We start from the raw sequence: 21,754 nt of genomic DNA on the forward strand, positions 1-21,754 counted from the left end.
TTATATCAATAATGACCCACATCCCCCATCTCATAATTAAACTCTCTTAACCACACAAAAATTTTACAGCTTAAATCCACTTAAATATCTATTTTTAGTTTCGCTACCCGCGCATCCTATATGAGAGAAATTGGCGAAATTGTTAGGGCTTTCAACCAGGCCCGTCATGAAAATAAACTAACTGCCCTTGCTACTGTAGTAAAAGTGGAAGGATCAGCTTATCGGCGACCAGGAGCGAGAATGCTTGTAACAGAAGACGGAGTTCTTACTGGTGCAATCAGCGGAGGATGCCTTGAGGGTGATGCTCTAAAGAAGGCCTTACTAGTGATGCATCAGAAAGAGGCGATGCTGGTAAAGTATGATACGAGTGATGATGACGACGCAAAACTGGGTGTAGGTTTAGGCTGTAACGGTATAATTCATATCCTTATTGAACCTATAGATCCTGATTCCGAAAATGCTGTTACTTGCCTCGAAAAGTGCTTGAAAAAGCGTGAGCATACGGTCTTTGTAACGCTGTTTAATGAAGAGGAACGAAAGCAACGGCAAACCGGCAGCTGCCTATTCATCATTGATGACAAAACAATCCAGCTCTCAGCACTTCAGGCCGACCTTGAAAATGAAATTATTTCAGAGTCAAGAGAGGCTTTAACTTCGCAGATTTCAAGAATTAGCCATTTTATCGATCCGGATTCTGCTGGAAATCTTACCGCATTCATTGAGGTGATTCCGCCAGCCGTGGTTTTAAATATCATCGGAGCTGGAAACGATGTGATCCCACTCGCTAAAATGGGTTCATTGCTAGGTTGGAACGTTAACGTTATCGACGGGCGTGCTAACCTATTATCCAAAGAGCGCTTTCCGACAGCAAAACGCTTGATCACCTCAAGATCAGATGAGATCCTTTCGCATCTTGAACCTGACAGGTATACTGTTTTCGCTCTCCTGTCTCATAATTACATTTACGATTTGAATGTTATTAAAGCAATACTTCCTCTTAGCATTCCTTACATTGGGGTTCTGGGCCCGAAGAAAAAGCTCAACAGGATATTGCAGGAATTGAAAGATGAAGGTCTGGAATATTCGGCGGATGATCTAGCTAAAGTATATGGACCTGCTGGTTTAGATATCTATGCGGAAACGTCTGAAGAAATTGCGCTTTCTATTCTTTCAGAGATCAAGGCGGTACTTTCAAAAAAGATGGGCACTTTCCTTAGAGATAAGCAAGGCCCTATTCATGACTCTAATCTTCCAGGGTACGAGGAGAAAAGGAAAATTAACTTTACCAGTCATGTTAGATAAGGTCGGTATAATAATCCTTGCAGCCGGCAACTCATCGCGACTAGGGCAAAGTAAACAACTACTTCGCTATAAAAATAAAACTCTTTTAAGACATGTTGTAGAGGAAGCAATAGAATCAAGGGCCTCAACTGTATTAGTTGTATTAGGAGCAAACGGTGAAGAGCATAAGAGAGAATTAACAGATCTCCCCATACTGATAGCCGAAAATGGCAATTGGGAAAAAGGTATGGGAACTTCGATAGCAGCAGGCTGTAAGGAGATATTAAAGCAAGCTCCATTAACAGATGCGGTAATTCTATGTGTTTGTGATCAACCTCACTTAGGAACCGCGATAATAGACAAATTAATAGAACTTGGAGAAACCTCAAGCAAAGGACTTGCAGCATGTAAATATGCTGATGCTATAGGAACTCCAGCTTTATTTAAAGTCAAGTATTTCATTGCATTACAAGATCTTGAAGGTAATCAGGGAGCTAAAGTAATACTTCAAGCTTATAGGCAAGATCTGGAGCTGTTAGACTTTCCTGAAGGAGCTATAGATATAGACACAAAGACCGATTATACTAACTTATTAAACACACAACTAACAGACTAAATTAAGAAAATGGCTATTTACAAATTACAGATCAACGGCCAGACTAAGCAGGTTAATGTAGATCCTGACACCCCCTTACTTTGGGTATTGCGCGATCATTTGGGTTTGGTGGGAACCAAATACGGTTGCGGAATATCTGCTTGCGGCGCTTGCACTGTTCATATGAACGGACAAGCTATCCGTTCCTGCTCCATTCCTGTTGCGGCGGTAGGTCCGGCAAAAGTTATCACGATTGAAGGCCTTTCAGAGAAAGGAGATCATCCGGTTCAGATAGCATGGGATGAAGTAGACGTGGCCCAATGCGGGTATTGCCAGGCTGGTCAAATTATGACAGCAGCAGCTTTCCTGAAAACCAATCCCAAGCCGACTGATGATCAGATAGCTATTGCTATGAACGGAAATATTTGTCGCTGCGGCGCCTATCATCGTATTCGTGAGGCTGTAAAACTGGCAAGTACTAAAGCTTAGAAACATGAAAAGTACAACAAGCAGACGTAGTTTCTTAAAAAAAGCAGCTACCATAGGTGGAGGACTAGTTCTTGGTTTTGATTGGTTTAGTACCGAAGCTCAAACGGTATTAAGCTCGCTTTCTAAAGCCGAACTCTTAGAAAGCACCAGTTTAAATGCCTACCTGTCTATCGCACCTGATAATACCATCACTATCTTATCCCCTAATCCTGAAGTTGGTCAAAATATAAAAACATCTTTTCCAACTATTATCGCGGAAGAGCTCGATGCTGATTGGACAAAAGTTAGAGTAGTTCAAGCTCCCTTCGATAACAGTCGTTTTGAAAGACAGGTAACTGGCGGAAGTGGAGCTACGCCTCATTCCTATAAAAAGCTAAGAAAGGTTGGTGCTACAGCGCGACAAATGCTAATTGAAGCTGCGTCAAAACAATGGAATGTGCCGGTAACTGAGTGTAATACTGAAAGCGGCTTTGTAGTTCACACTTCCGGAAAGAAATTAAGTTATGGAGAACTTTCTATAGAGGCCTCTAAAATAGCTGTTCCACAAGAGGTTAAACTTAAAGATCGAAAAGACTTTAAGCTGATTGGCAAAAGGGTAAAAAATGTAGAAAATAAGAATATCGTAACTGGAAAACCTTTGTATGGTATGGATTTCTACCGGGAAGGAATGCTGTATGCCGTGATCCAACGTCCTGAAGGTTTTGGCATGAAGCTCAAATCGGTTGACGCTGCCGCTGTTAAATCCATGCCTGGTATCGTTGATGTGGTAACCTTTAAGAACAACGTGGCAATTGTAGGCAAGTCGACATGGCAACTGCTAAAGGCACGAAAAGCGTTAAAAGTTATTTATGAGAACGCGCAGGGACTGGAATCTACAGAGGATCACAATAAGATTTTTTCAGAATTAATGGCAAAGCCGGAAGCTACTGTAAGACGGAAGAATGGAGATCCGGAAGCCGCTTTTAAAAACGCCGCGAAAGTTATTAAGAGCGAATATCAGTGCCCCTTTTTGCCACATAACCCTATGGAACCCATGAACTTTTTTGCCCATGTAAAAGAAGATAGTGTGGAACTGGTAGGACCAACGCAGAATCCTGGATCAGCCAGAAGTTCAGTATCAAAATTAGTAGGCATTCCTGAGAGTAAGATCTCCTTAGAAATAACACGTATAGGAGGAGGTTTCGGAAGACGATTAATGGATGACTTCGTAGTGGAAGCTGCCGAACTTTCAAGTATCCTTAAAGCACCGGTAAAGGTGATATGGTCCAGAGAGGATGATATGACCGGAGGGTATTACAGACCAGCTGTACGGTATCGCTTTGAAGCTGCATTAGATACCGCAAATAATTTAATAGGCTATCGCTTGCGCGGTGTCGGAATTAACGCCGGTAATCCAACCAGGGAGAATAACTTTCCTTCAGGAGCTGTAGAAAATCTCCTGATAGAGTCAACAGAACACAGATCACCAATAAGTACCGCACCCTGGCGGGCTCCTATAACAAACTTTTTGGCTTTCGCAGAACAGAGCTTTCTTGACGAGGTTGCGTCAGCAACAGGAAAAGACCCTGTAGAGTTCCGGTTGGGGTTGCTCAATAAAGCTAAAACAGCACCAGCAGGTCCCGTTCGATATGATATAGACAGAATGATCGGCGTGATTAAATTGGCAGCTGAAAAATCTGGCTGGGGAACGAAAAAAGAAGTTTCCCAGGGCTTTAGCGTCTATTTCTCACATGCTTCTTATGTAGCAATAGTTGCTGAAGCTAGTTTGAAAAACAACAAACCGCAGGTAAGTAAAATATATGCTGCTGTAGACTGTGGAGAAGTTGTTAGTCCGATGGGGGCCAGACAGCAAGTCATAGGCGGTATCGTAGACGGCTTTGGGCACGCGATGTTTGGGAAGCTATCCTTCAAAAATGGCGTTCCTGAACAGAACAATTACCACAAATACAGGTTGATCCGTATGCGGGAAGTACCTGAAGTGGAAGCGCATTTTGTAGATAATGGTTTAGATCCTACCGGATTAGGCGAACCATCCTTACCTCCTACTTCAGGAGCAGTAGCGAATGCTATCTACAAAGCAACAGGCACGCGAGTAAGGAATCAGCCATTTATGGATGAAGCCCCTTTCAAAATTAAGGCAAGTGTATAAGTAATTAAACAAAAGTCTTCCGTAAAACCAGAAGGCTTTTGTTTAGCTAAGCATCCTCCGATAAATCAAGCCTTGTTTCTTCTCTGTGAAATAGTACTTTTGCAGAAATTATGTCAATCAGACATATCTTTAAATAAATTAAATCAAGATCATGAGTATCGGACTGTCGGAACAGGAAATTTTACGCCGCGAGGCATTAAAACAACTGCGAGATCTGGGTATTGAACCCTATCCTGCTGAAGCATTTGAGGTAAACGTAACAGCACAAGACATAAAGGAAAACTACGAGCGTGATAAAACCAATTACAAGAACGTAAGTTTTGCCGGCCGGATCATGAGTCGCCGGATCATGGGAAGTGCTTCCTTTGTTGAACTACAAGATTCAACAGGTCGTATTCAGGCTTACCTAAAGCGCGATGATCTTTGCCCTGGTGAGGATAAAACCTTATATAATACTGTATTTAAAAAGCTTTTAGATATTGGTGATTTCGTTGGTGTAAAAGGTTATGTATTCACAACTCAAACTGGCGAGATTTCTATACATGCCTCTGAATTCATTATCCTTGCGAAATCTCTCAAACCACTTCCGATCGTTAAGAGAGACGACGAAGGTCATGTGTACGACGGTTTCACCGATCCAGAATTGCGTTACCGCCAACGCTATGTTGATTTAACGGTTAATCCTAATTTAAAGCAGATCTTCATTAACCGCTCAAGGGTTATCAATACGATGCGTAACTACTTCGATAACCAGGGATGGATGGAAGTTGAAACGCCAATTCTTCAGCCCGTACATGGCGGTGCTGCTGCCCGTCCGTTTAAAACTCACCACAATACTTTAGATATGCCTTTATATCTGCGTATTGCTAATGAGCTTTATTTGAAACGGCTCATCGTTGCAGGTTTTGATGGTGTTTATGAATTCGGCAAAATGTTCCGTAATGAAGGGATGGACAGGACACATAATCCTGAATTCACTTCTATGGAGATTTACGTAGCTTATAAAGACTATGTATGGATGATGAAAATGGTGGAGGAGTGCCTTGAGAAAGTTGCTACTGCTATCCATGGAAATACTGTTGTTCCTGTTGGTCAGCATCAAATAGATTTTGCAGGTCCTTATGAACGACTTTCTATGTTCGAATCGATCCAGAAATATACTGGTATTGATGTCTCTGAACTGAACGAAGAAGGTCTGAGGAAAGTTTGTGCCGACTTAGAAATCAGCGTTGATCCAACCATGGGTAAAGGGAAACTGATCGATGAAATATTTGGTGCAAAAGTTGAAGCCAATCTGATACAACCAACGTTCATCACCGACTACCCTGTCGAGATGACTCCTCTTGCAAAGAAACACAGAAGTAATGAAGGCCTTGTTGAGCGTTTTGAACTCTTTGTAAACGGAAAAGAGATTGCAAATGCCTACTCAGAGCTCAACGATCCGATCGATCAACGTGAGCGTTTTGAAGACCAGTTAACGCTGGCTAATCGTGGGGATGAAGAGGCTATGGCTATGGACGAAGACTTCCTGCGTTCATTGGAATATGGTATGCCTCCTACTGCCGGTTTGGGTATTGGAATTGACCGCCTGGTGATGTTAATGACGAATCAGAGCACGATTCAGGAAGTATTGTTCTTCCCGCAAATGCGACCTGAGAAAAAATTAAAAGTAGCATCTATTGATGATTTTAAAGCGATTGGTGTACCTCAGGAATGGGTTCCAGTGCTAATTAAGATGGGCTTCAATACCATTGAAGACCTGAAAGCTGCCAATCCGAATAAAGTATTTAATGACCTGGGAGGAATGAGAAAGAAGCTGAAGCTTGACATAACTGTTCCTACCAAAGAAGAGGTAACTCAATGGTTTGAATAGAACCGGTTTAAAATATAAGAAGCCCGCCAATGTAGCGGGCTTTTTTGTTGTAATTCTCCCGTACAAAGAACAGCTTTGGTAAATTCATCCTCTAATACATCCATGTATTTGATAACCTTATTTTAAATAATCGTATTTTTCTTGTCACGTATTCTAACCCGCAATTGTCAATAGAAATTGATGGAAACTTTACGACCTTTACTAACTACTTATGCCTATAACATCCTCGGCTCTTATGACGACGCTAAAGATGTGGTGCAGGATTCTTATCTTAAATTCATAGAGCTGGACCGGTCGCAATTAGAAAATCCGGAAGCCTACTTGAAAAGGATGGTTATAAATATGGCTATTAACCAAAAGAAACGACTGAATAAGTTGGTTCGCGATTATCCGGGCGAATGGCTTCCTGAACCTATATCAAATGAAGGTTCTGATAGTTCAATTATAAAAAAAGAGGTCCTATCCTATTCCCTGATGGTTTTGATGGAGAGGCTTAACCCAAAACAGCGGGCAGTATTTATCCTTAAGGAAGCATTTGACTATGACCATTCCGAGATTAGTGAATTGATCGGACTTACTGAAGAAAATTCAAGACAACTCCTAAGCAGGGCAAAGAAACAGGTAAAAAGTGCTGTTCCTGTTCCCAATAACAATACTTCAAATAGCTTCTTACTAAGATACCTTCAAGTGTTGCAACGTGCAGATACCGAGGGACTAAAAGCTTTGTTAAGGGAAGAAATAAGAGTAATTTCAGACGGCGGAGGGAAAGTTAGTGCGAGCGTTAATCCTATTCTGGGTAAAGAAAATTCCTTAGCTATGCTTCAGGGAATATACCGTAAGTTTTATTTTAATCGTACAGCAGAATTGAGATTGATGAATCACCAACCTGCCCTTTTCTATTACGAAAATGATTCTCTTACATCTTGCATCATCTTCTCAGTTATAAATGAAACGATCTCCGATGTTTATATCGTACGAAATCCAGATAAGCTAAAAAATCTTGAAAAAATAGGTATACCTGTCACGTTCTGATAGCCGCACTTGTCATTAGTGCAAAATTTAATAATTATGGAACGTATATCTTTCAGCAAACTACCCGCAGGTATTTATGAGGCAATGACTCATGTACAAAATGTAATAGACAACTACGGTTTAGACTTTAAACTTCTTGAATTGATGAGAATGCGGGTGTCTCAAATAAACGGCTGTGCTTATTGTTTGGATATGCATTACAAAGAAGCCGTTCATGCAGGAGAAGAACCGTTACGACTTATGTCAATATCAGCATGGAGAGAAGCACCCTATTATTCAGCAGCAGAGCAAGCTGTACTTGCTTTTGCGGAACGCCTTACTAAGATGCCTGATGGGGAGCATAATGATGATATTCACGAGGAACTTGACAAATATTTCAGCAAAGACGACATCGCTATTTTATCCCTTGCTGTTGCCCAAATCAATTCCTGGAATAGACTTGTTAAGTCCTACGGACCGGTACCCGGAAAATATAAAGTGAGGGTTGCTGAAGCTGTATAGCATTAAAAGCCTCTTTACTCCCCAGTATTCAAAAGCGCATCTAGTATGTGCTTTTTTTATTTCATAAGTTTACATTACTCCATTTCCCTATGCTAATAGGAGATCTTAAGCCATTGTATCCGGAGAAAAAATGATTGAAATCACACTTTTGTCATTATCTTCAAAAATGCATAGTAATCTATGCCGTATAGAGATTATTGATGTCGCCCGGGAGAAAGTTTTATTATATTTGTAATAATTTTAAATAAGATATGAATCTCCCAATATACTTAGACAATAATGCAACCACTCCCATGGATCCGAGGGTTTTGGAAGCTATGATTCCTTATTTTACTCAAAAATTCGGAAACTCAGCAAGCCGCAATCACGCTTTTGGATGGGCTGCTGAAGAGGCAATTGATTATGGCCGCGAACAAGTGGCTAAACTAATTGGAGCGAATGAGAAAGAGATCATCTTCACCTCTGGAGCTACTGAAGCTGATAACCTTGCTATCAAAGGTGTATTCGAGATGTACAAAGACAAAGGTAACCACATCATTACCTGCGTTACTGAGCACAAAGCTGTTTTAGATACTTGTAAACATCTTGAAAAACAAGGTGCTTCTATAACTTACCTTCCTGTAAAAGAAGATGGGCTAATAGACCTTGAAGAATTAGAAAAAGCATTCACAGATAAGACTATCCTTGTTACTATCATGTATGGTAATAATGAAATCGGTGTTATCCAACCTATAAAAGAAATCTCTGCAATTACCCACAAACATGGCGCTTTGTTCTTTACAGATGCAACTCAGGCTTGTGGTAAGATCCCTGTTGATGTAAATGCTGATGGAATCGACCTTTTGGCTTTTTCAGCCCACAAGATGTACGGTCCTAAGGGCGTAGGTGCATTATACGTTCGGCGTAAAAATCCAAGGGTTAAAGTGACGGCACAGATGGACGGTGGAGGTCACGAGCGTGGCATGCGTTCTGGTACTTTGAATGTTCCTGGTATCGTTGGTTTCGGTAAAGCTTGCGAGTTAGCTCGATTAGAGATGGCTGATGAAGCAGTACGTCTTTCAGCTTTACGTGATAAATTAGAGTCTTCATTAAAAACACTTGAAGAAAGCTATGTAAACGGAAACGTTGAAAACAGACTTCCTCATGTTGCTAATATTTCCTTCAAATATGTTGAAGGTGAAGGACTAATGATGGCGATGAAAGACATGGCAGTTTCTTCTGGATCTGCTTGTACCTCAGCTTCACTGGAGCCATCTTATGTATTGAAAGCCTTGGGTCTTTCTGATGATTTGGCACACTCTTCGATACGTTTTGGTTTAGGAAGATTTACAACTGAAGAAGAAGTAGATTTTGCTATTGAACAAACCAAGAAAGCGGTTAATCACCTTCGCGATCTTTCTCCTCTTTGGGAAATGTTTAAAGAGGGAATTGACCTTAGCAAGGTTGAGTGGGTTGAGCATTAGTCCCAGCCGTCAAATAAACTTTCTTGTCGCGTTCGACTAAATAAAATGAGCGACAAAAACGTAAATCGTAAATAAAAGAATTATAAATAAACAAGCTATGGCTTATTCAGATAAAGTTATTGATCATTACACCAACCCTCGTAACGTTGGTACTTTAGATAAAAGCAGCACTAAAGTTGGAACTGGTTTAGTTGGAGCACCAGAATGTGGTGACGTTATGCGTTTACAAATAGAAGTGAACGAGGAAAACGTGATCACTGATGCTAAATTCAAAACATTCGGCTGTGGTTCCGCAATCGCATCTTCATCTTTAGCTACAGAGTGGTTAAAAGGAAAAACTATTGATGAGGCAATGAGCATCGATAATATGGATATTGTAGAAGAACTTGCTTTACCTCCGGTAAAAATCCACTGTTCTGTTCTTGCAGAAGATGCTATCAAAGCTGCTATTAATGATTATCGCACTAAGAACGGTTTAGAACCGATCGAAAGCGAGAAATCTCACCATTAATTGGATTCAGGATACGCGACTATAACATCTCACGTCTCAAATCTTAATTCTTAAAATCATGGTAACAGTAACAGATAAAGCGAAAGAGAAAATAGAGAATTTGATCCAGGATTCCGGATTAGATAGCACCTATTTCTTAAGGGTTTCGGTAAAAGGTGGCGGCTGTTCCGGTCTATCGTACAATCTTGATTTCGACAACGAGGAACAACCAGGCGACCAGTTTTTCGAAGATAAAGGAGTTAGAATGGCTTTAGATATGAAGTCCTTCCTGTATCTTGCCGGAACTGAACTTGACTTCTCAGACGGGTTAAACGGAAAAGGATTTAATTTCCTTAATCCAAACGCTAGTCGCACTTGTGGCTGCGGAGAGAGTTTCTCGGTATAAAAAATTTAAATAAAAAAACAACAAAAGGGGCTTTATGCCCCTTTTGTTGTATAATAGCCTAAAGTTGTTGTAATTTTAGCCGGTAAACCGAGATTATTTTGAAAGCGAAGGTCGATACAATTCCTAAATTGCTGCGAAATGTTGTCAGCAACATTCATTCACCGCAAACCACATTCCTGCTTCATAAGAATAAGAACGAATGGGAAGAGATAAGTTACAAGCAAACCCTTGATGCGGCAGATGCAATATCAGCTTACCTTCTCTCCATTGGAATTACAAAAGGTGACCGTCTTGGCTTTATCATTGAAAATTCTCCTCAATACATTTTCTACGATCAGGGATTGCAACAGATCGGAGCGGTAAATGTTAGCATCTATCCCACCCTTTCTGAACAAGAGATTGAATATATTGTGAACGATGCTGGCGTTAAAACTATCTTGGTTGGAACCCCATTTCTCTTTAAAAAGATCCTTAAGATCGCCAATCATTGTCCTTCCCTCGTCCGAATTGTTCCAGCTTTCGAAAACTTCCTGAAGCATGCAGAAAGTTTCAGTCCTAATGCTGAAATAATCGGTTTTGATGAGGTGATTGTGGAAGGTAAGAAGCAGCTTAATGAATACGCAAACGAGATTGATGAAATTCGCGAGGCTATCTTGCCTTCAGATATTTCGTCCCTGATTTATACCTCGGGAACAACAGGAATCCCTAAAGGAGTTATGTTAACCCATAACAATTTTGTTATGAACGCCGGCAGGAGCCTTGAACAGATTCCTGTTGTTACTAAGGATGACAAATTCCTTTCCTTCCTGCCTTTATCGCACGTTTTCGAACGCACCGCTACTTATTATGTTAGTTGTACTGCCGGATGCAGGATAGCTTTCTCACAGAGTCTTGAGCTTCTTGCGCGAAATATGGAAGAAGTTAAACCAACGATAATGAGCTGTGTCCCACGATTACTTGAAAGGATACACGACCGCGCCATGAAAAATGGAACACAAGCCGGAGGTTTTAAATCTAAAATATTCCTTTGGGCGCTGGCTACAGGAAAAAAATACCGGGAGGTACGAGAGTCAGGAAGAACGCCTAATGTTATTCTTTCATGGCAGCAAAAACTGGCGGATAAGTTGGTATTTTCTAAAATTAAGGAAAAGACAGGTGGACAACTTAAGTTTATGCTATCTGGCGGAGCAGCCTTACCTCAGAATGTAGGTGAGTTTTTTGGAAATCTTGGAATCAAGATCCTGGAAGGCTACGGCTTAACTGAAACTTCCCCGGTAATGGCGGTTACAGAATATCACCGGCAGGTCTATGGGACTGTAGGTCGAATTATTCCCGGTATTGAAGTAGGGATTCAGGATGTAGAAACCAAAAAGATCATAACGGTACAAACACACAACTCCTTTGATCCTGAGCTTGATTGCGAAGAAGGAGAAATAATTACCAGAGGACATTGTGTGATGAAAGGCTACTGGAATAAGCCGGAAGAAACAAGTCAAATCATTGATAATGAAGGCTGGCTCCATACGGGCGATATTGGAAGATTTCACAAAGGAAACCTTAAGATCACCGACCGTCTGAAAAATATGCTGGTAAATTCATTCGGTAAAAATGTTTACCCTACCCCTGTCGAAAACATTTACTTGAAAAGCCCTAAGATCGAGCAGATCTTCCTCATTGGCGACAAGCGGGAATACATTACAGCTATTATAATTCCGCCGAAAGATACCTTGATGGAAACCTTTGGTCTTAAGGAAGACTTTTTCGAAAAAGAAGAACGTTTTGTAGATGATCCCGAAATCATAAAGTGGATAGGAGAAGATATCAAAAGGCTATCCAACGAACTAGCCAAATTTGAAAGGATAAAGAACTTCATTGTCAAACGAAATCCCTTCTCGTTAGAAGAAGGAGAAATGACTCCTTCGCTTAAGGCTAAACGTAAAGTAATTGAGAAGAAGTACGCCGATGTAATAGATAAGATGTACCTGGATGAGGTTGAAGCGGGATAAGGACTTGACCACGCGGGAGAATTAATTATATTGCAGCGAAATTTTTACTTATGACCAAAAGCCGTTTGGAAGCCTTCAGTGATGGAGTGATCGCCATAATAATAACAATTATGGTTCTTGAACTTAGAGTGCCTCACGGAGGGGAAATAGCCTCTCTCAGACCACTTTTCCCTGTACTGATAAGTTACATATTAAGTTTTATTTACGTAGCCATCTACTGGAACAATCATCATCATATGATGCAGGCTGTGCGTTCGGTGAACGGAAAGATCCTTTGGGCAAATACTCATCTTCTTTTCTGGCTATCGTTGGTACCATTTGCCACAGCCTGGATGGGAGAAAATCATTTCAGTAAATGGCCTTCAATAGTTTATGGCATTGTCTTATTAATGAATGCCGTAGCTTACACGCTGCTTGCCCGATGTCTTGTCTCTCACCACGGGAAAGATTCTACCCTTGCATTGGCACTTGGAAGTGATGGTAAAGGAAAATTATCCCTTGTATTATATGGCTCGGCGATATTAATTGCCTTCTTTAATGCCTGGGTGAGTTTCGGCATATATATTCTTGTAGCTATAATTTGGCTGGTGCCGGATAAGCGGATCGAGAAGAGAATTGAGGAAGAGGAGGAAGTGGAAGAGCATAAATAGATTAAATTTCTAATGTCGCTCCCGTAACAAAATTTCAACCCTGGTTTCAAACAAATTACCAGGTATTGAATTTATGAGTATATGGGGATCGACACATCGGCATTTAAAATTGCAGAAAGGGCCGAAATTGACTTGGGAAGTTTTGACACCAAACAAGACGGTGGATTATCAAAAGAAACTGCAAGTGATACGCTTCGCGCACTTAAGGAGCAGTTATCCGAATTGCAAGACAAGCTTTATGCAGACAATAGCAAATCTTTACTGATTATTTTCCAGGCGATGGATGCGGCTGGTAAAGACAGTGCTATAAAGCACGTGATGAGCGGCGTTAACCCTCAGGGTTGCCAGGTTTATAGCTTTAAGCAACCAACATCCGAAGAGCTGGACCATGATTTTTTATGGCGTCATTACAAAGCTCTACCGGAACGAGGCCGTATAGGCATTCATAACCGTTCTCATTATGAAAACGTTCTTGTCTGTAAAGTGCACCCCAAGTTTGCCGCTAACGAAAGCAAGCTTCCCCTGATGTATATTAATGAGAAGTTTTGGAATAACAGGTACCGCAGTATCAGAAATTTCGAGGAGCATCTGACTGATAGTGGCACAACTGTAATAAAGTTCTTCCTTCATGTTTCTAAAGAAGAACAAAAAGAGCGTTTCTTGAAACGGATTGATGATCCCTCGAAGAATTGGAAATTCTCCGCCGCTGATATTGACGAACGGGAGATGTGGGATCATTATATGAAAGCCTATCAGGATGTTTTCAGGGAAACCAGTACTGAAGCCTGTCCCTGGCACATCATTCCTTCAGACAGGAAATGGTTTGCACGAATATTAATCTGTCAAGTTATTGTAGACACGCTCAGATCAATGGATTTAAAATACCCTGTTCTGCCTGAAAGTGATTATCTCCGACTTGCCGAAAGTAAAAAGCGGCTACAGGAAGAAAAGGTTTAATCTTAAATTTTTTATAAAATAAGAGAGCCCGCAGGTATACCTACAGGCTCTCTTATTTTATAAGAAGCATTTTAAAAACTGTTCTTCATGCTATTGTTGAGTGTTTTAGCACTCCAGTAGCCGCTTGCGATAATTCTTCTGATCGTAAATAGCGGATCATTTTCATCCCTTTTTGTAGACAATATATAGGCAGCTTTAAATCCTCGCTTTTTCAATTCAGGTATTGCCTCTTTATTCCAAAGGCCAAACGGAAATGCAAAGTAATCCATTTTCTTGCCTGTGATCTCTTCTAAGCGTTTAGTTGGCTTCTCAATCTGTTGTACCCAATCTTCTGCCTGATACTTCTTCACGTTCTTATGATCGTACGTATGACTTCCAATCGTATTTCCCTCATCTGAAAGCTGTTTGATCTGTTCACTATCCATGTATTTAAACCTTCCCCTGCGACCAATAGAAACAGTCATGATAAAATATACACCCTTGAATTTATACTTCTTAAGCTCCTCATTTCCAATTGTAAACTGGTCAAGATCTGTGTCATCAAAAGTGATCATAACGGGCTTGGAAGGAAGCGCGTCTCCGTAAACCAGGTAATTATATAGTTGCTCAGGTAATACTGTATGGTATCCACTATCGGCAAGCATTTTCATATGCGACTTGAAGGTGGCAACAGGAGTTATATAGTCTTTTGCTGTTTGAGAATCAGAACTTCTCCAATCACGGATCTGGTGATAGCAAAGAATAGGAACTTGTTTACGGGCAAGAATAGTTTTTGCATCCGCGGCAACCCTTTCCTTCGAAGCACCAGCTTGTTGTTGTTCTGAACCTGAGCCTTCTGTAGTAGCAGTTGCAGGGTTTTCAGTTGCAGCTGCGGTAGCCTGACTTGATTTTTTACTTTCGCCACAAGAAGCGATTAAAATAGTAGCAGGAAGAGCAAGGGATAAAATACGTTTGGTCAATTGTTTCATAAGTTCGAAATACGTTCGGAAATGATCTTTGTTCTATATTTAAATGTTCTGTCTAATTTGCTATAGGGGCAGATGTTTTGAAAGCACTTTATGCCCTAGAAAGATTGCTGCCTTCTCATTGAAGCTCTCTGTCGACTCTGTGGTATAAAACTCGCTGTTCCCTCCTTTAGAACACAGCGCTTCTATTTCAGGATGTCTTTGCAGATAGTCCTTTAAGCTTGCTGCCACTAACTCACCTTGTGAAATCACTTGAACGTGCTCAGGCAAAAACTGTTTTAGTTTCTGAATTAAAAGAGGATAATGGGTACAGGCCAAAATCAGCGCGTCAATATTAGGTGCCTTTCCCAAAACGCTTTTAAGGTTCTTTTGCAGGAAATAGTCTGCCCCTTCAGAATTAAATTCATTATTCTCTACCAGAGGTACCCACATAGGGCAAGCCTCCTGAACCACATGAATATCCGGAAAAAATTTACCGATTTCAAGTACATAAGAATCTGAGCTTACCGTTCCTTGAGTTGCCAGCACCCCTACATTGCGGGTTTTGGTCAATTCTCCAACGACTTCAGCTGTTGGCCGTATAACCCCAAGAACTCTTCTTAGATCGGGCAGATTAGGAATATCATTCTGTTGAATACTTCTTAATGCTTTGGCTGACGCCGTATTGCAAGCAAGTATCACCAATCGGCAGCCCATTTGGAACAAGTGCTGGACACATTCCCAGGTATATTTATAAACGGTTTCAAAACTTCGGGTTCCATAGGGTACCCTTGCATTATCGCCTAAGTATAAGTAATCATACTCGGGCAGCTCTTTCACTATTTCTTTAAAAACGGTTAAACCACCATAACCAGAATCAAATACACCAATGGGCCCTTTATTGTCAGACATCATGCGAAATTAGGAAATCTTTGGTAACAGTACTTAAACAGTTTGAGATAATGTAATTCATCACTATGAGCTTTATTTAACGAGCCAGTTACCAGATAAAAAAGCGGCAAGGCTACCGCTTTTTTAAAATCAAAGTTTCATTCGAATTACCTTTACTGGATTTCCGCGTTTCAAACAGTTATGTTCATCCCACCTGCTTTTCTGCAATCGTATAAATTCATCCTCTTGCAGGCCTTTTATCTTCCGCTCTAATCGTTCCAAACAGAGCTTCTTATTCTGAAGCTGGGAATTGGTATCCATCGCCATCACCTGGATACCCGTGGGAATATGAATTCCTCGTACGGCAGTCTCTACCTTGTTTACATTCTGCCCTCCAGGCCCCGAAGACCTTGCTGTTTCAAATTCTACTTCAGCAGGATCCCAGACAACTTGCTTCTGTTTATCGAAGACTTCTACTCCTACGAACCAGTTCTTTCGTTTATGGGTTGGCCGGTAGGGACTTTGAGCTATCCACTGAATAGTTCCTTTCCATTCCTCCGTTAATGCAGTTAAAGAATCTCCTCTTAGGAAGAAGGAAGCTGATAATAAGGTTCCTCGTACGTTGCCCTGCTCCTGTTCTATAATCTCCACCTGCAGGCCTTTTTTCTTGGCCTGATCCAGCATAAATTCTAAAACCCTCGCAACTACTCGGCAACATTCTACGGGCCCTCTTCCTGAGGTTATTTGAATAATCTTTTCTTCCATCACCATTACTCCTTATTCATTCTTACAACAACAGGCCTGAACTTACCCTCTACCTCAACCAGGTCCTTCTGTGCCATCATTACCTTTTCTATCTCTTTGTAGGCAGTAGGGTTCTCTTCAACGCTTCCTCCTACAAGCGTAACTCCTGCCGCCGAAAGAACTTTTTTCATAGCAGATACCGTCATACTGTCTTTCGCCGCTTGCCTGCTCATTGCCCGACCGGCGCCATGTGCTGCAGAGAACAAAGCACTTTCGTTGCCTTTGCCTCTAACAAGGAATGCCGGTGCAGTCATACTTCCCGGGATAATTCCATATTCACCTTCATGGGCAGGGGTGGCACCTTTTCGATGAATAATAACATCTCCATAGTCTTTCATCTGATCTCTCCATGCGAAATTGTGATGATTCTCTACCTTATAAAGGATCTCAAGTCCCAGCTCTTTTACCAGATTAGTATGAATTTGATCGTGGCAAGCCTTTGCATAATCACCTGCCAGGTTCATGCACCTCCAATACTCCTCGCCTGCCTCCGAATGCATATCCAGCCAGGCCAACTGTTGTGCCTGCCGTGGAAGCTTACAAGTATTCATAGCGATATTGGTATAATGCTTTGCGATATTTGCCCCTAGTCCACGACTTCCCGAATGAGAAAGGATTGCGGAGTATTTACCTGGAGTGAGACCTAAAGTATTATGCTCAAATAATTCTATCTCACCAAATTCCACAAAATGATTGCCACTGCCCGAAGAGCCCAATTGCCTTATTGCTTTTCCATGCAATTGCTTTAATAGTGGCATGGCTCTGAAAAGTGGGTTGTCTAAAACCTCATGCTCCTGCCTGAAGTCGAGCCCGCCCTCCATTCCAAAATGCGTGCACTTCTTCAGTGCTTCCTTTATCTGGAAACTATAGCGTTTTAAATAGCTTTCGCTAGCGTTAATGATAGAGAGCGACATTTTGCAGCCAATATCCATCCCTACAGCATAAGGGATCACAGCGTCTTTTGTAGCAAGTACTCCCCCAATTGGCAAGCCGTAACCCATATGGGCATCCGGCATTAATGCGGCAGCTATGCTTACTGGTAAAGTTGCGGCCAGCTCTATCTGTCTCCTGGCCAGCGCTTCAATTTCTTTTCCGCCATATATTTTAAGTGGAACAGAACTTTCCCGAAGTGCATGAACTGAAAATTGAACTTCCTTTGTCTTTCCCGTCAATACTTCTGCCAGTTTTCCTAATACATCATCTTCCAGGAAATCTTCCGGTCTATCCATCAGAGAGCTTAGCGTATGTAATTGCTCTGCTTTTGTATGGTACTTGAAATGCTTATTAAAAATGTTTATTGCAAGGCTTCTTGCCTTATCGTTAGTGTAACCTATTTTACTTAGATCTTTTGTTCTTAGTGAATTGCCCATTTAGCATGTTCAGTTTTGCTGATCCGGCTAATGCCGGACAGCGAATAAATTATTTCTGAAATTTGAAATAGGTGATTCGTCCCGGGTAGGGATATACCCTTTCGGCAATGCCTGGCACTACAAGATGTTTATATGAAATTTAATAGAATACAGAGCACCGCTGTTAAGCGAACATCGAAAGGGGCGATATGTGAATATGCTCAGTCATGATTCCTGCTAGTTAATATGAAAGGAATTATTGCAAAAGTATAAAATTTTTAGAAAAATCCGCTCAGGATTAAAAATTATTAGAGCAGCCCTACTATTAACTGAGCTACAACAATAGCAATACCGAAACTTAATAAGGTGCCTATAAGGATATACTCTGTAAATTTAAGATCGTTCCCCTCCTTCAAATCGCCAAAACGAAAGATTGACTTAGCAGCAATTAGAAAACCGACAGCTTCATAGTGTCCGGTGGTAATAAATAGAAAAGTAAGCAATCGCTCAAGGATACCTATATATTTCCCGGCACTTTCAAGTGATCCTATACCTGTTAAGTTACTGGCGGGTAAAGGTGCGTTAGGTGTCCATTTTGCAATTAGGGTTCTGATAATAATGGAAGTAGGATAGGTAAGGAAAAGCAGCGCAAGTGCAAGGATCCAGAAAGAATCAGACCTGAAATAGTTTAAATTAATTGTTGGAGCCTTGTAACTATACCAAACTAAAACAAGTGTAAGGATATGTAAGATTTGATCAGCAAAGAACCATCTCCTCTTTGTTTCGGGCTTTTGAAAGCTTAGCTTAATACCATCAACAATACCGTGAATGAACATGATCAGCAAAGCTGGCACAAGGAAATCCAGGTCCCACACCAATAAAAGAGTAAGGATGCCGTGTATGAGAGTATGATAGTAAAGCTTTGGAGATCTCAACTTCCTGGCCTCCTTTTCAATTACCCACCTGTCTGGCTGTAAAAAGAAGTCACCGATAAAATGAGCGATAAGGAGTTTAATCAGAAGCAGGTTCATTGGCAGTGAATGTGTCTTTTATTTTTTTCTTGTATAAAGAATTCAGCTCCAATATCTCAAAAAAATTGGCGCGCGACAAGGCTTCACTAACAGATGATTGAGTTTTATTAATAAGTTCGGCTAATTCTGATTGTGATGCACCTTGATTTTCCAGTGCCAGCTTAACCATTTCTGCTGCGGCCGGTGTCCATTTGTCTATTGCGATTAGCGCTAGCTTCAAAGCGATATTGAATTCATAGTCAAAATCAGCAAAAGCTGACTTAACGGAAAGACTTACTTTCTCTTTTTTTAACAACTCAAACTTCTCACCTGAAAAAATGAAAGCCTCCCCATTCGATTCACTTAGTTTTTCTGCAGTATATCCCTCCCTTCCAATGCCAATGGCTATACGTACATCAATATTTTTTAGGGTTTTAATACAGGCTTTGAGGTACACAGCTTTTAAAAATGCTTCCTCCACTTCTGTTTTTAACTGAAAGCTGTCTCCTCTGAATATTTCCCAATTTTCTTTACTTCCCAGTCCCTCTTTTAATACAGAAAGCCACTCCTCAGTTGAAGTGGCTTTCCTTGAATTTATAATATCACCAGTAAGTATAGCTACCATTATACAATTATCGGTAAAACAACCGATAATTCAAATTATCGGCTAATTAACCGATATTTATAATTATCGGCTAATTAGCCGATAATACTATCTTGTATAATTTGGAGCTTCTTTAGTAATAGTTACATCATGAGGATGGCTTTCGCGCATACCTGCTGCTGTAATTCGTACAAATCTGGCTTTTTGAAGATCCTCAACAGTGGCAGCACCACAATAATGCATACCTGCTCTTAATCCTCCTACATACTGGAAAATAATTTCAGCCAAAGTTCCTTTATAAGGAACACGCCCAACAATACCTTCAGGAACAAGCTTGGTAACAGAATCAGCTTCGCTTTGGAAATACCGGTCTTTAGAGCCTTTAGACATAGCCTCAACTGAACCCATACCACGATAGGATTTAAACTTCCTTCCTTCGTAAATAATAGTCTCGCCGGGCGACTCCTCAACTCCTGCAAATAAAGACCCTGCCATGATTGAGCTTGCACCTGCAGCAATTGCTTTTACAATATCACCCGTTTGCTTGATACCACCATCGGCAATAACCGGCACTTTTCTCTCTCTTAGCGCCTTAGCACACTCATATACTGCATATAACTGAGGAACACCAACACCAGCAATGATACGGGTAGTACAAATGGAACCCGGACCGATACCAACTTTAACAGCATCTGCACCAGCATCTGCCAAAGCAATAGCAGCATCTGCAGTAGCAATATTTCCGGCAATAACCTGTAGATCCGGAAATTGAGCTTTAACACTCTTTACCATATCTATTACGCCTTTAGAATGGCCGTGAGCTGTATCAATAGTAATCACATCTACACCTGCTGCAACCAAAGCAGCAACCCTTTCCATATTATCTGCAGCAACACCGACAGCAGCCCCTACCCGTAAACGACCGTGTTCGTCTTTACAGGCCGTTGGGAAGTTCTTGAATTTCTGAATATCTTTGAAAGTGATTAAGCCGATAAGAATACCATTATCATCAACAACCGGAAGTTTCTCAATTTTATAATCCTGAAGTATCTCTTCTGCCTTCACCAGATCGGTACCTTTGGGTGCAGTAACTAAATTGTCTTTAGTCATCACTTCAGAGATCGGCCTGTTTACATCTTTTTGGAAACGCAGATCTCTATTGGTAATGATACCAACCAGTCTGTTATCAGAATCGACAACAGGAATACCACCAATGCGGTATTCTTTCATCATCTGAAAAGCAGCACCAACCAGTGCATCTTTATGCAAAGTAACCGGATCCATGATCATTCCGCTCTCAGAACGTTTCACCTTTCTTACCTCATCAGCCTGCTGCTGAATGGTCATATTCTTATGAAGAATACCGATACCTCCAGCCTGAGCAATGGCAATAGCCAGTTCGGCTTCAGTAACTGTATCCATTGCTGCAGATACGATCGGTACGTTCAAACGAATTTTTTTCGTTAGATACGAACGGGTATCAACATCACGAGGAAGAACTTCAGAATATGCGGGGATTAATAATACGTCGTCATAAGTTAAACCTTCAGCGACGAACTTTTCAGGATCGAGATGCATGCAAATAAAATTTATTATTTGCCGGGCAAAGATAATGTTTTTTTCCTAACTGCAACTATAGCTAACAGGAAAACATGCTAGATTGCAGAATAACAGATAATTTAATATTAAGATTACGTAGGGCAGACTTTATCATAACATCAAAATGAGAAAGAAAAAAAGGAAGGCAGTAAATACTACCCTCCATTATAAATTTAGTTTTTACCGCAAAAAGCACGCAGCATCCATGTATTCTTTTCCTTAAACTGCATAAAACGGTTGATCATATCATTTGTACCATCATCACCAGAATCAGCAGTAAGTTCCATGATCTCCCTTTCCATCTCGATAAGAGCTGAAAAATCATCAAGGATAGATGAAACTAATTGTACATCTTCTACACCTTCAGTAGGGATTTCCTTAATCTTAGAAACAGCCAGATAATCCTGATAGGTGCTTAAAGGCGCTTTACCAAGAGTTAAAATACGCTCAGCAAGCTCGTCTATAGTAGCAATTGCATTAGTATATAATTCTTCAAACTTTGCATGTAATGTAAAGAAACTCTTTCCTTTAACATTCCAATGACAGCCTCTTAGCTTTTGATAATGAATATGATAATTAGCTAGTAAATCATTCAAATGATCTACGATAGGTTTAACTTTAACTTCTTCAAGTCCAATTTTTTCTGCGTCCATAAAATAAT

At 40.8% G+C, this 21,754-nt stretch carries 21 protein-coding genes; 13 read left to right on the forward strand and 8 right to left on the reverse strand.

The genetic code is table 11. The features are described from left to right. Positions 1 to 120: 120 nt before the first annotated feature. The 13 genes from J4N24_RS07980 (at position 121) to J4N24_RS08040 (ending at position 13,892) form a co-directional block, all read left to right on the forward strand. Positions 121 to 1,302 carry an XdhC family protein gene (locus J4N24_RS07980; RefSeq protein ID WP_207533148.1) on the forward strand — a complete coding sequence of 394 codons (1,182 nt, stop codon included), beginning with the start codon at positions 121 to 123 and terminating at the stop codon, positions 1,300 to 1,302. Continuing rightward, positions 1,292 to 1,897 carry a nucleotidyltransferase family protein gene (locus J4N24_RS07985; RefSeq protein ID WP_207533149.1) on the forward strand — a complete coding sequence of 202 codons (606 nt, stop codon included), beginning with the start codon at positions 1,292 to 1,294 and terminating at the stop codon, positions 1,895 to 1,897. The genes J4N24_RS07980 and J4N24_RS07985 overlap by 11 nt, the downstream gene beginning before the upstream one ends. Before the next feature lie 9 nt (positions 1,898 to 1,906). Beyond that, the gene (locus tag J4N24_RS07990; protein WP_242691561.1) at positions 1,907 to 2,365 is read left to right on the forward strand and encodes a (2Fe-2S)-binding protein; all 459 of its coding nucleotides are present in this window, start codon (positions 1,907 to 1,909) and stop codon (positions 2,363 to 2,365) included. A 4-nt stretch (positions 2,366 to 2,369) separates the two neighbouring features. Then, positions 2,370 to 4,514 (forward strand): xanthine dehydrogenase family protein molybdopterin-binding subunit, encoded by a 2,145-nt coding sequence (locus tag J4N24_RS07995; RefSeq protein WP_207533150.1) that lies wholly within the window; start codon positions 2,370 to 2,372, stop codon positions 4,512 to 4,514. 151 nt (positions 4,515 to 4,665) lie between these two features. After that, positions 4,666 to 6,387, forward strand: coding sequence for a lysine--tRNA ligase (gene lysS, locus J4N24_RS08000; RefSeq protein WP_207533151.1), 1,722 nt, complete (start codon positions 4,666 to 4,668; stop codon positions 6,385 to 6,387). Between the two features lie 180 nt (positions 6,388 to 6,567). Beyond that, positions 6,568 to 7,419, forward strand: a complete 852-nt coding sequence (locus J4N24_RS08005; protein WP_207533152.1) for a sigma-70 family RNA polymerase sigma factor — start codon at positions 6,568 to 6,570, stop codon at positions 7,417 to 7,419. Between the two features lie 36 nt (positions 7,420 to 7,455). Then, entirely contained in the window at positions 7,456 to 7,920 is a 465-nt protein-coding gene (locus J4N24_RS08010) for a carboxymuconolactone decarboxylase family protein (protein ID WP_207533153.1), read from the forward strand. A gap of 251 nt (positions 7,921 to 8,171) precedes the next feature. Then, positions 8,172 to 9,383 carry an IscS subfamily cysteine desulfurase gene (locus J4N24_RS08015; RefSeq protein ID WP_207533154.1) on the forward strand — a complete coding sequence of 404 codons (1,212 nt, stop codon included), beginning with the start codon at positions 8,172 to 8,174 and terminating at the stop codon, positions 9,381 to 9,383. Positions 9,384 to 9,480: 97 nt separating this feature from the next. Then, positions 9,481 to 9,894, forward strand: coding sequence for a Fe-S cluster assembly scaffold IscU (iscU, locus tag J4N24_RS08020; RefSeq protein ID WP_207420536.1), 414 nt, complete (start codon positions 9,481 to 9,483; stop codon positions 9,892 to 9,894). A 58-nt stretch (positions 9,895 to 9,952) separates the two neighbouring features. Further along, the gene (locus J4N24_RS08025; RefSeq protein WP_207533155.1) at positions 9,953 to 10,279 is read left to right on the forward strand and encodes a HesB/IscA family protein; all 327 of its coding nucleotides are present in this window, start codon (positions 9,953 to 9,955) and stop codon (positions 10,277 to 10,279) included. Between the two features lie 92 nt (positions 10,280 to 10,371). Beyond that, positions 10,372 to 12,285 (forward strand): AMP-dependent synthetase/ligase, encoded by a 1,914-nt coding sequence (locus tag J4N24_RS08030; protein ID WP_207533471.1) that lies wholly within the window; start codon positions 10,372 to 10,374, stop codon positions 12,283 to 12,285. A 50-nt stretch (positions 12,286 to 12,335) separates the two neighbouring features. Beyond that, positions 12,336 to 12,935: a TMEM175 family protein gene (locus tag J4N24_RS08035; RefSeq protein ID WP_207533156.1), complete on the forward strand. Its 600-nt coding sequence runs from the start codon at positions 12,336 to 12,338 to the stop codon at positions 12,933 to 12,935. An 81-nt stretch (positions 12,936 to 13,016) separates the two neighbouring features. After that, complete coding sequence (locus tag J4N24_RS08040) at positions 13,017 to 13,892, forward strand: polyphosphate kinase 2 family protein (protein WP_207533157.1); 876 nt, start codon at positions 13,017 to 13,019, stop codon at positions 13,890 to 13,892. Between the two features lie 71 nt (positions 13,893 to 13,963). Here J4N24_RS08040 and J4N24_RS08045 read toward each other — a convergent pair whose 3' ends face one another. From J4N24_RS08045 to J4N24_RS08080, 8 genes are all read right to left on the reverse strand, one after another. Then, the gene (locus J4N24_RS08045) at positions 13,964 to 14,860 is read right to left on the reverse strand and encodes a polysaccharide deacetylase family protein (RefSeq protein ID WP_207533158.1); all 897 of its coding nucleotides are present in this window, start codon (positions 14,858 to 14,860) and stop codon (positions 13,964 to 13,966) included. A gap of 60 nt (positions 14,861 to 14,920) precedes the next feature. Beyond that, the gene (murI, locus tag J4N24_RS08050; protein ID WP_207533159.1) at positions 14,921 to 15,748 is read right to left on the reverse strand and encodes a glutamate racemase; all 828 of its coding nucleotides are present in this window, start codon (positions 15,746 to 15,748) and stop codon (positions 14,921 to 14,923) included. Positions 15,749 to 15,877: 129 nt separating this feature from the next. Next, positions 15,878 to 16,492 (reverse strand): peptide chain release factor H, encoded by a 615-nt coding sequence (gene prfH, locus J4N24_RS08055; RefSeq protein ID WP_207533160.1) that lies wholly within the window; start codon positions 16,490 to 16,492, stop codon positions 15,878 to 15,880. Between the two features lie 5 nt (positions 16,493 to 16,497). Then, the gene (locus J4N24_RS08060; RefSeq protein ID WP_207533161.1) at positions 16,498 to 17,901 is read right to left on the reverse strand and encodes an RtcB family protein; all 1,404 of its coding nucleotides are present in this window, start codon (positions 17,899 to 17,901) and stop codon (positions 16,498 to 16,500) included. Positions 17,902 to 18,188: 287 nt separating this feature from the next. Continuing rightward, a complete protein-coding gene (locus J4N24_RS08065; RefSeq protein ID WP_207533162.1) occupies positions 18,189 to 18,911 on the reverse strand; it encodes a DUF3307 domain-containing protein in 723 nt (240 codons plus the stop codon). Next, positions 18,892 to 19,515: a hypothetical protein gene (locus tag J4N24_RS08070; RefSeq protein WP_207533163.1), complete on the reverse strand. Its 624-nt coding sequence runs from the start codon at positions 19,513 to 19,515 to the stop codon at positions 18,892 to 18,894. Before J4N24_RS08070 ends, J4N24_RS08065 begins: the two co-directional genes overlap by 20 nt. Positions 19,516 to 19,602: 87 nt before the next feature. After that, entirely contained in the window at positions 19,603 to 21,072 is a 1,470-nt protein-coding gene (guaB, locus tag J4N24_RS08075; protein ID WP_207533164.1) for an IMP dehydrogenase, read from the reverse strand. A gap of 194 nt (positions 21,073 to 21,266) precedes the next feature. Then, positions 21,267 to 21,746, reverse strand: a complete 480-nt coding sequence (locus J4N24_RS08080) for a Dps family protein (protein ID WP_207533165.1) — start codon at positions 21,744 to 21,746, stop codon at positions 21,267 to 21,269. Positions 21,747 to 21,754: the final 8 nt, after the last annotated feature.

This window comes from Desertivirga arenae (genome assembly GCF_017355785.1).
In the GTDB taxonomy this organism is placed as follows: Bacteria; Bacteroidota; Bacteroidia; order Sphingobacteriales; family Sphingobacteriaceae; genus Desertivirga; species Desertivirga arenae.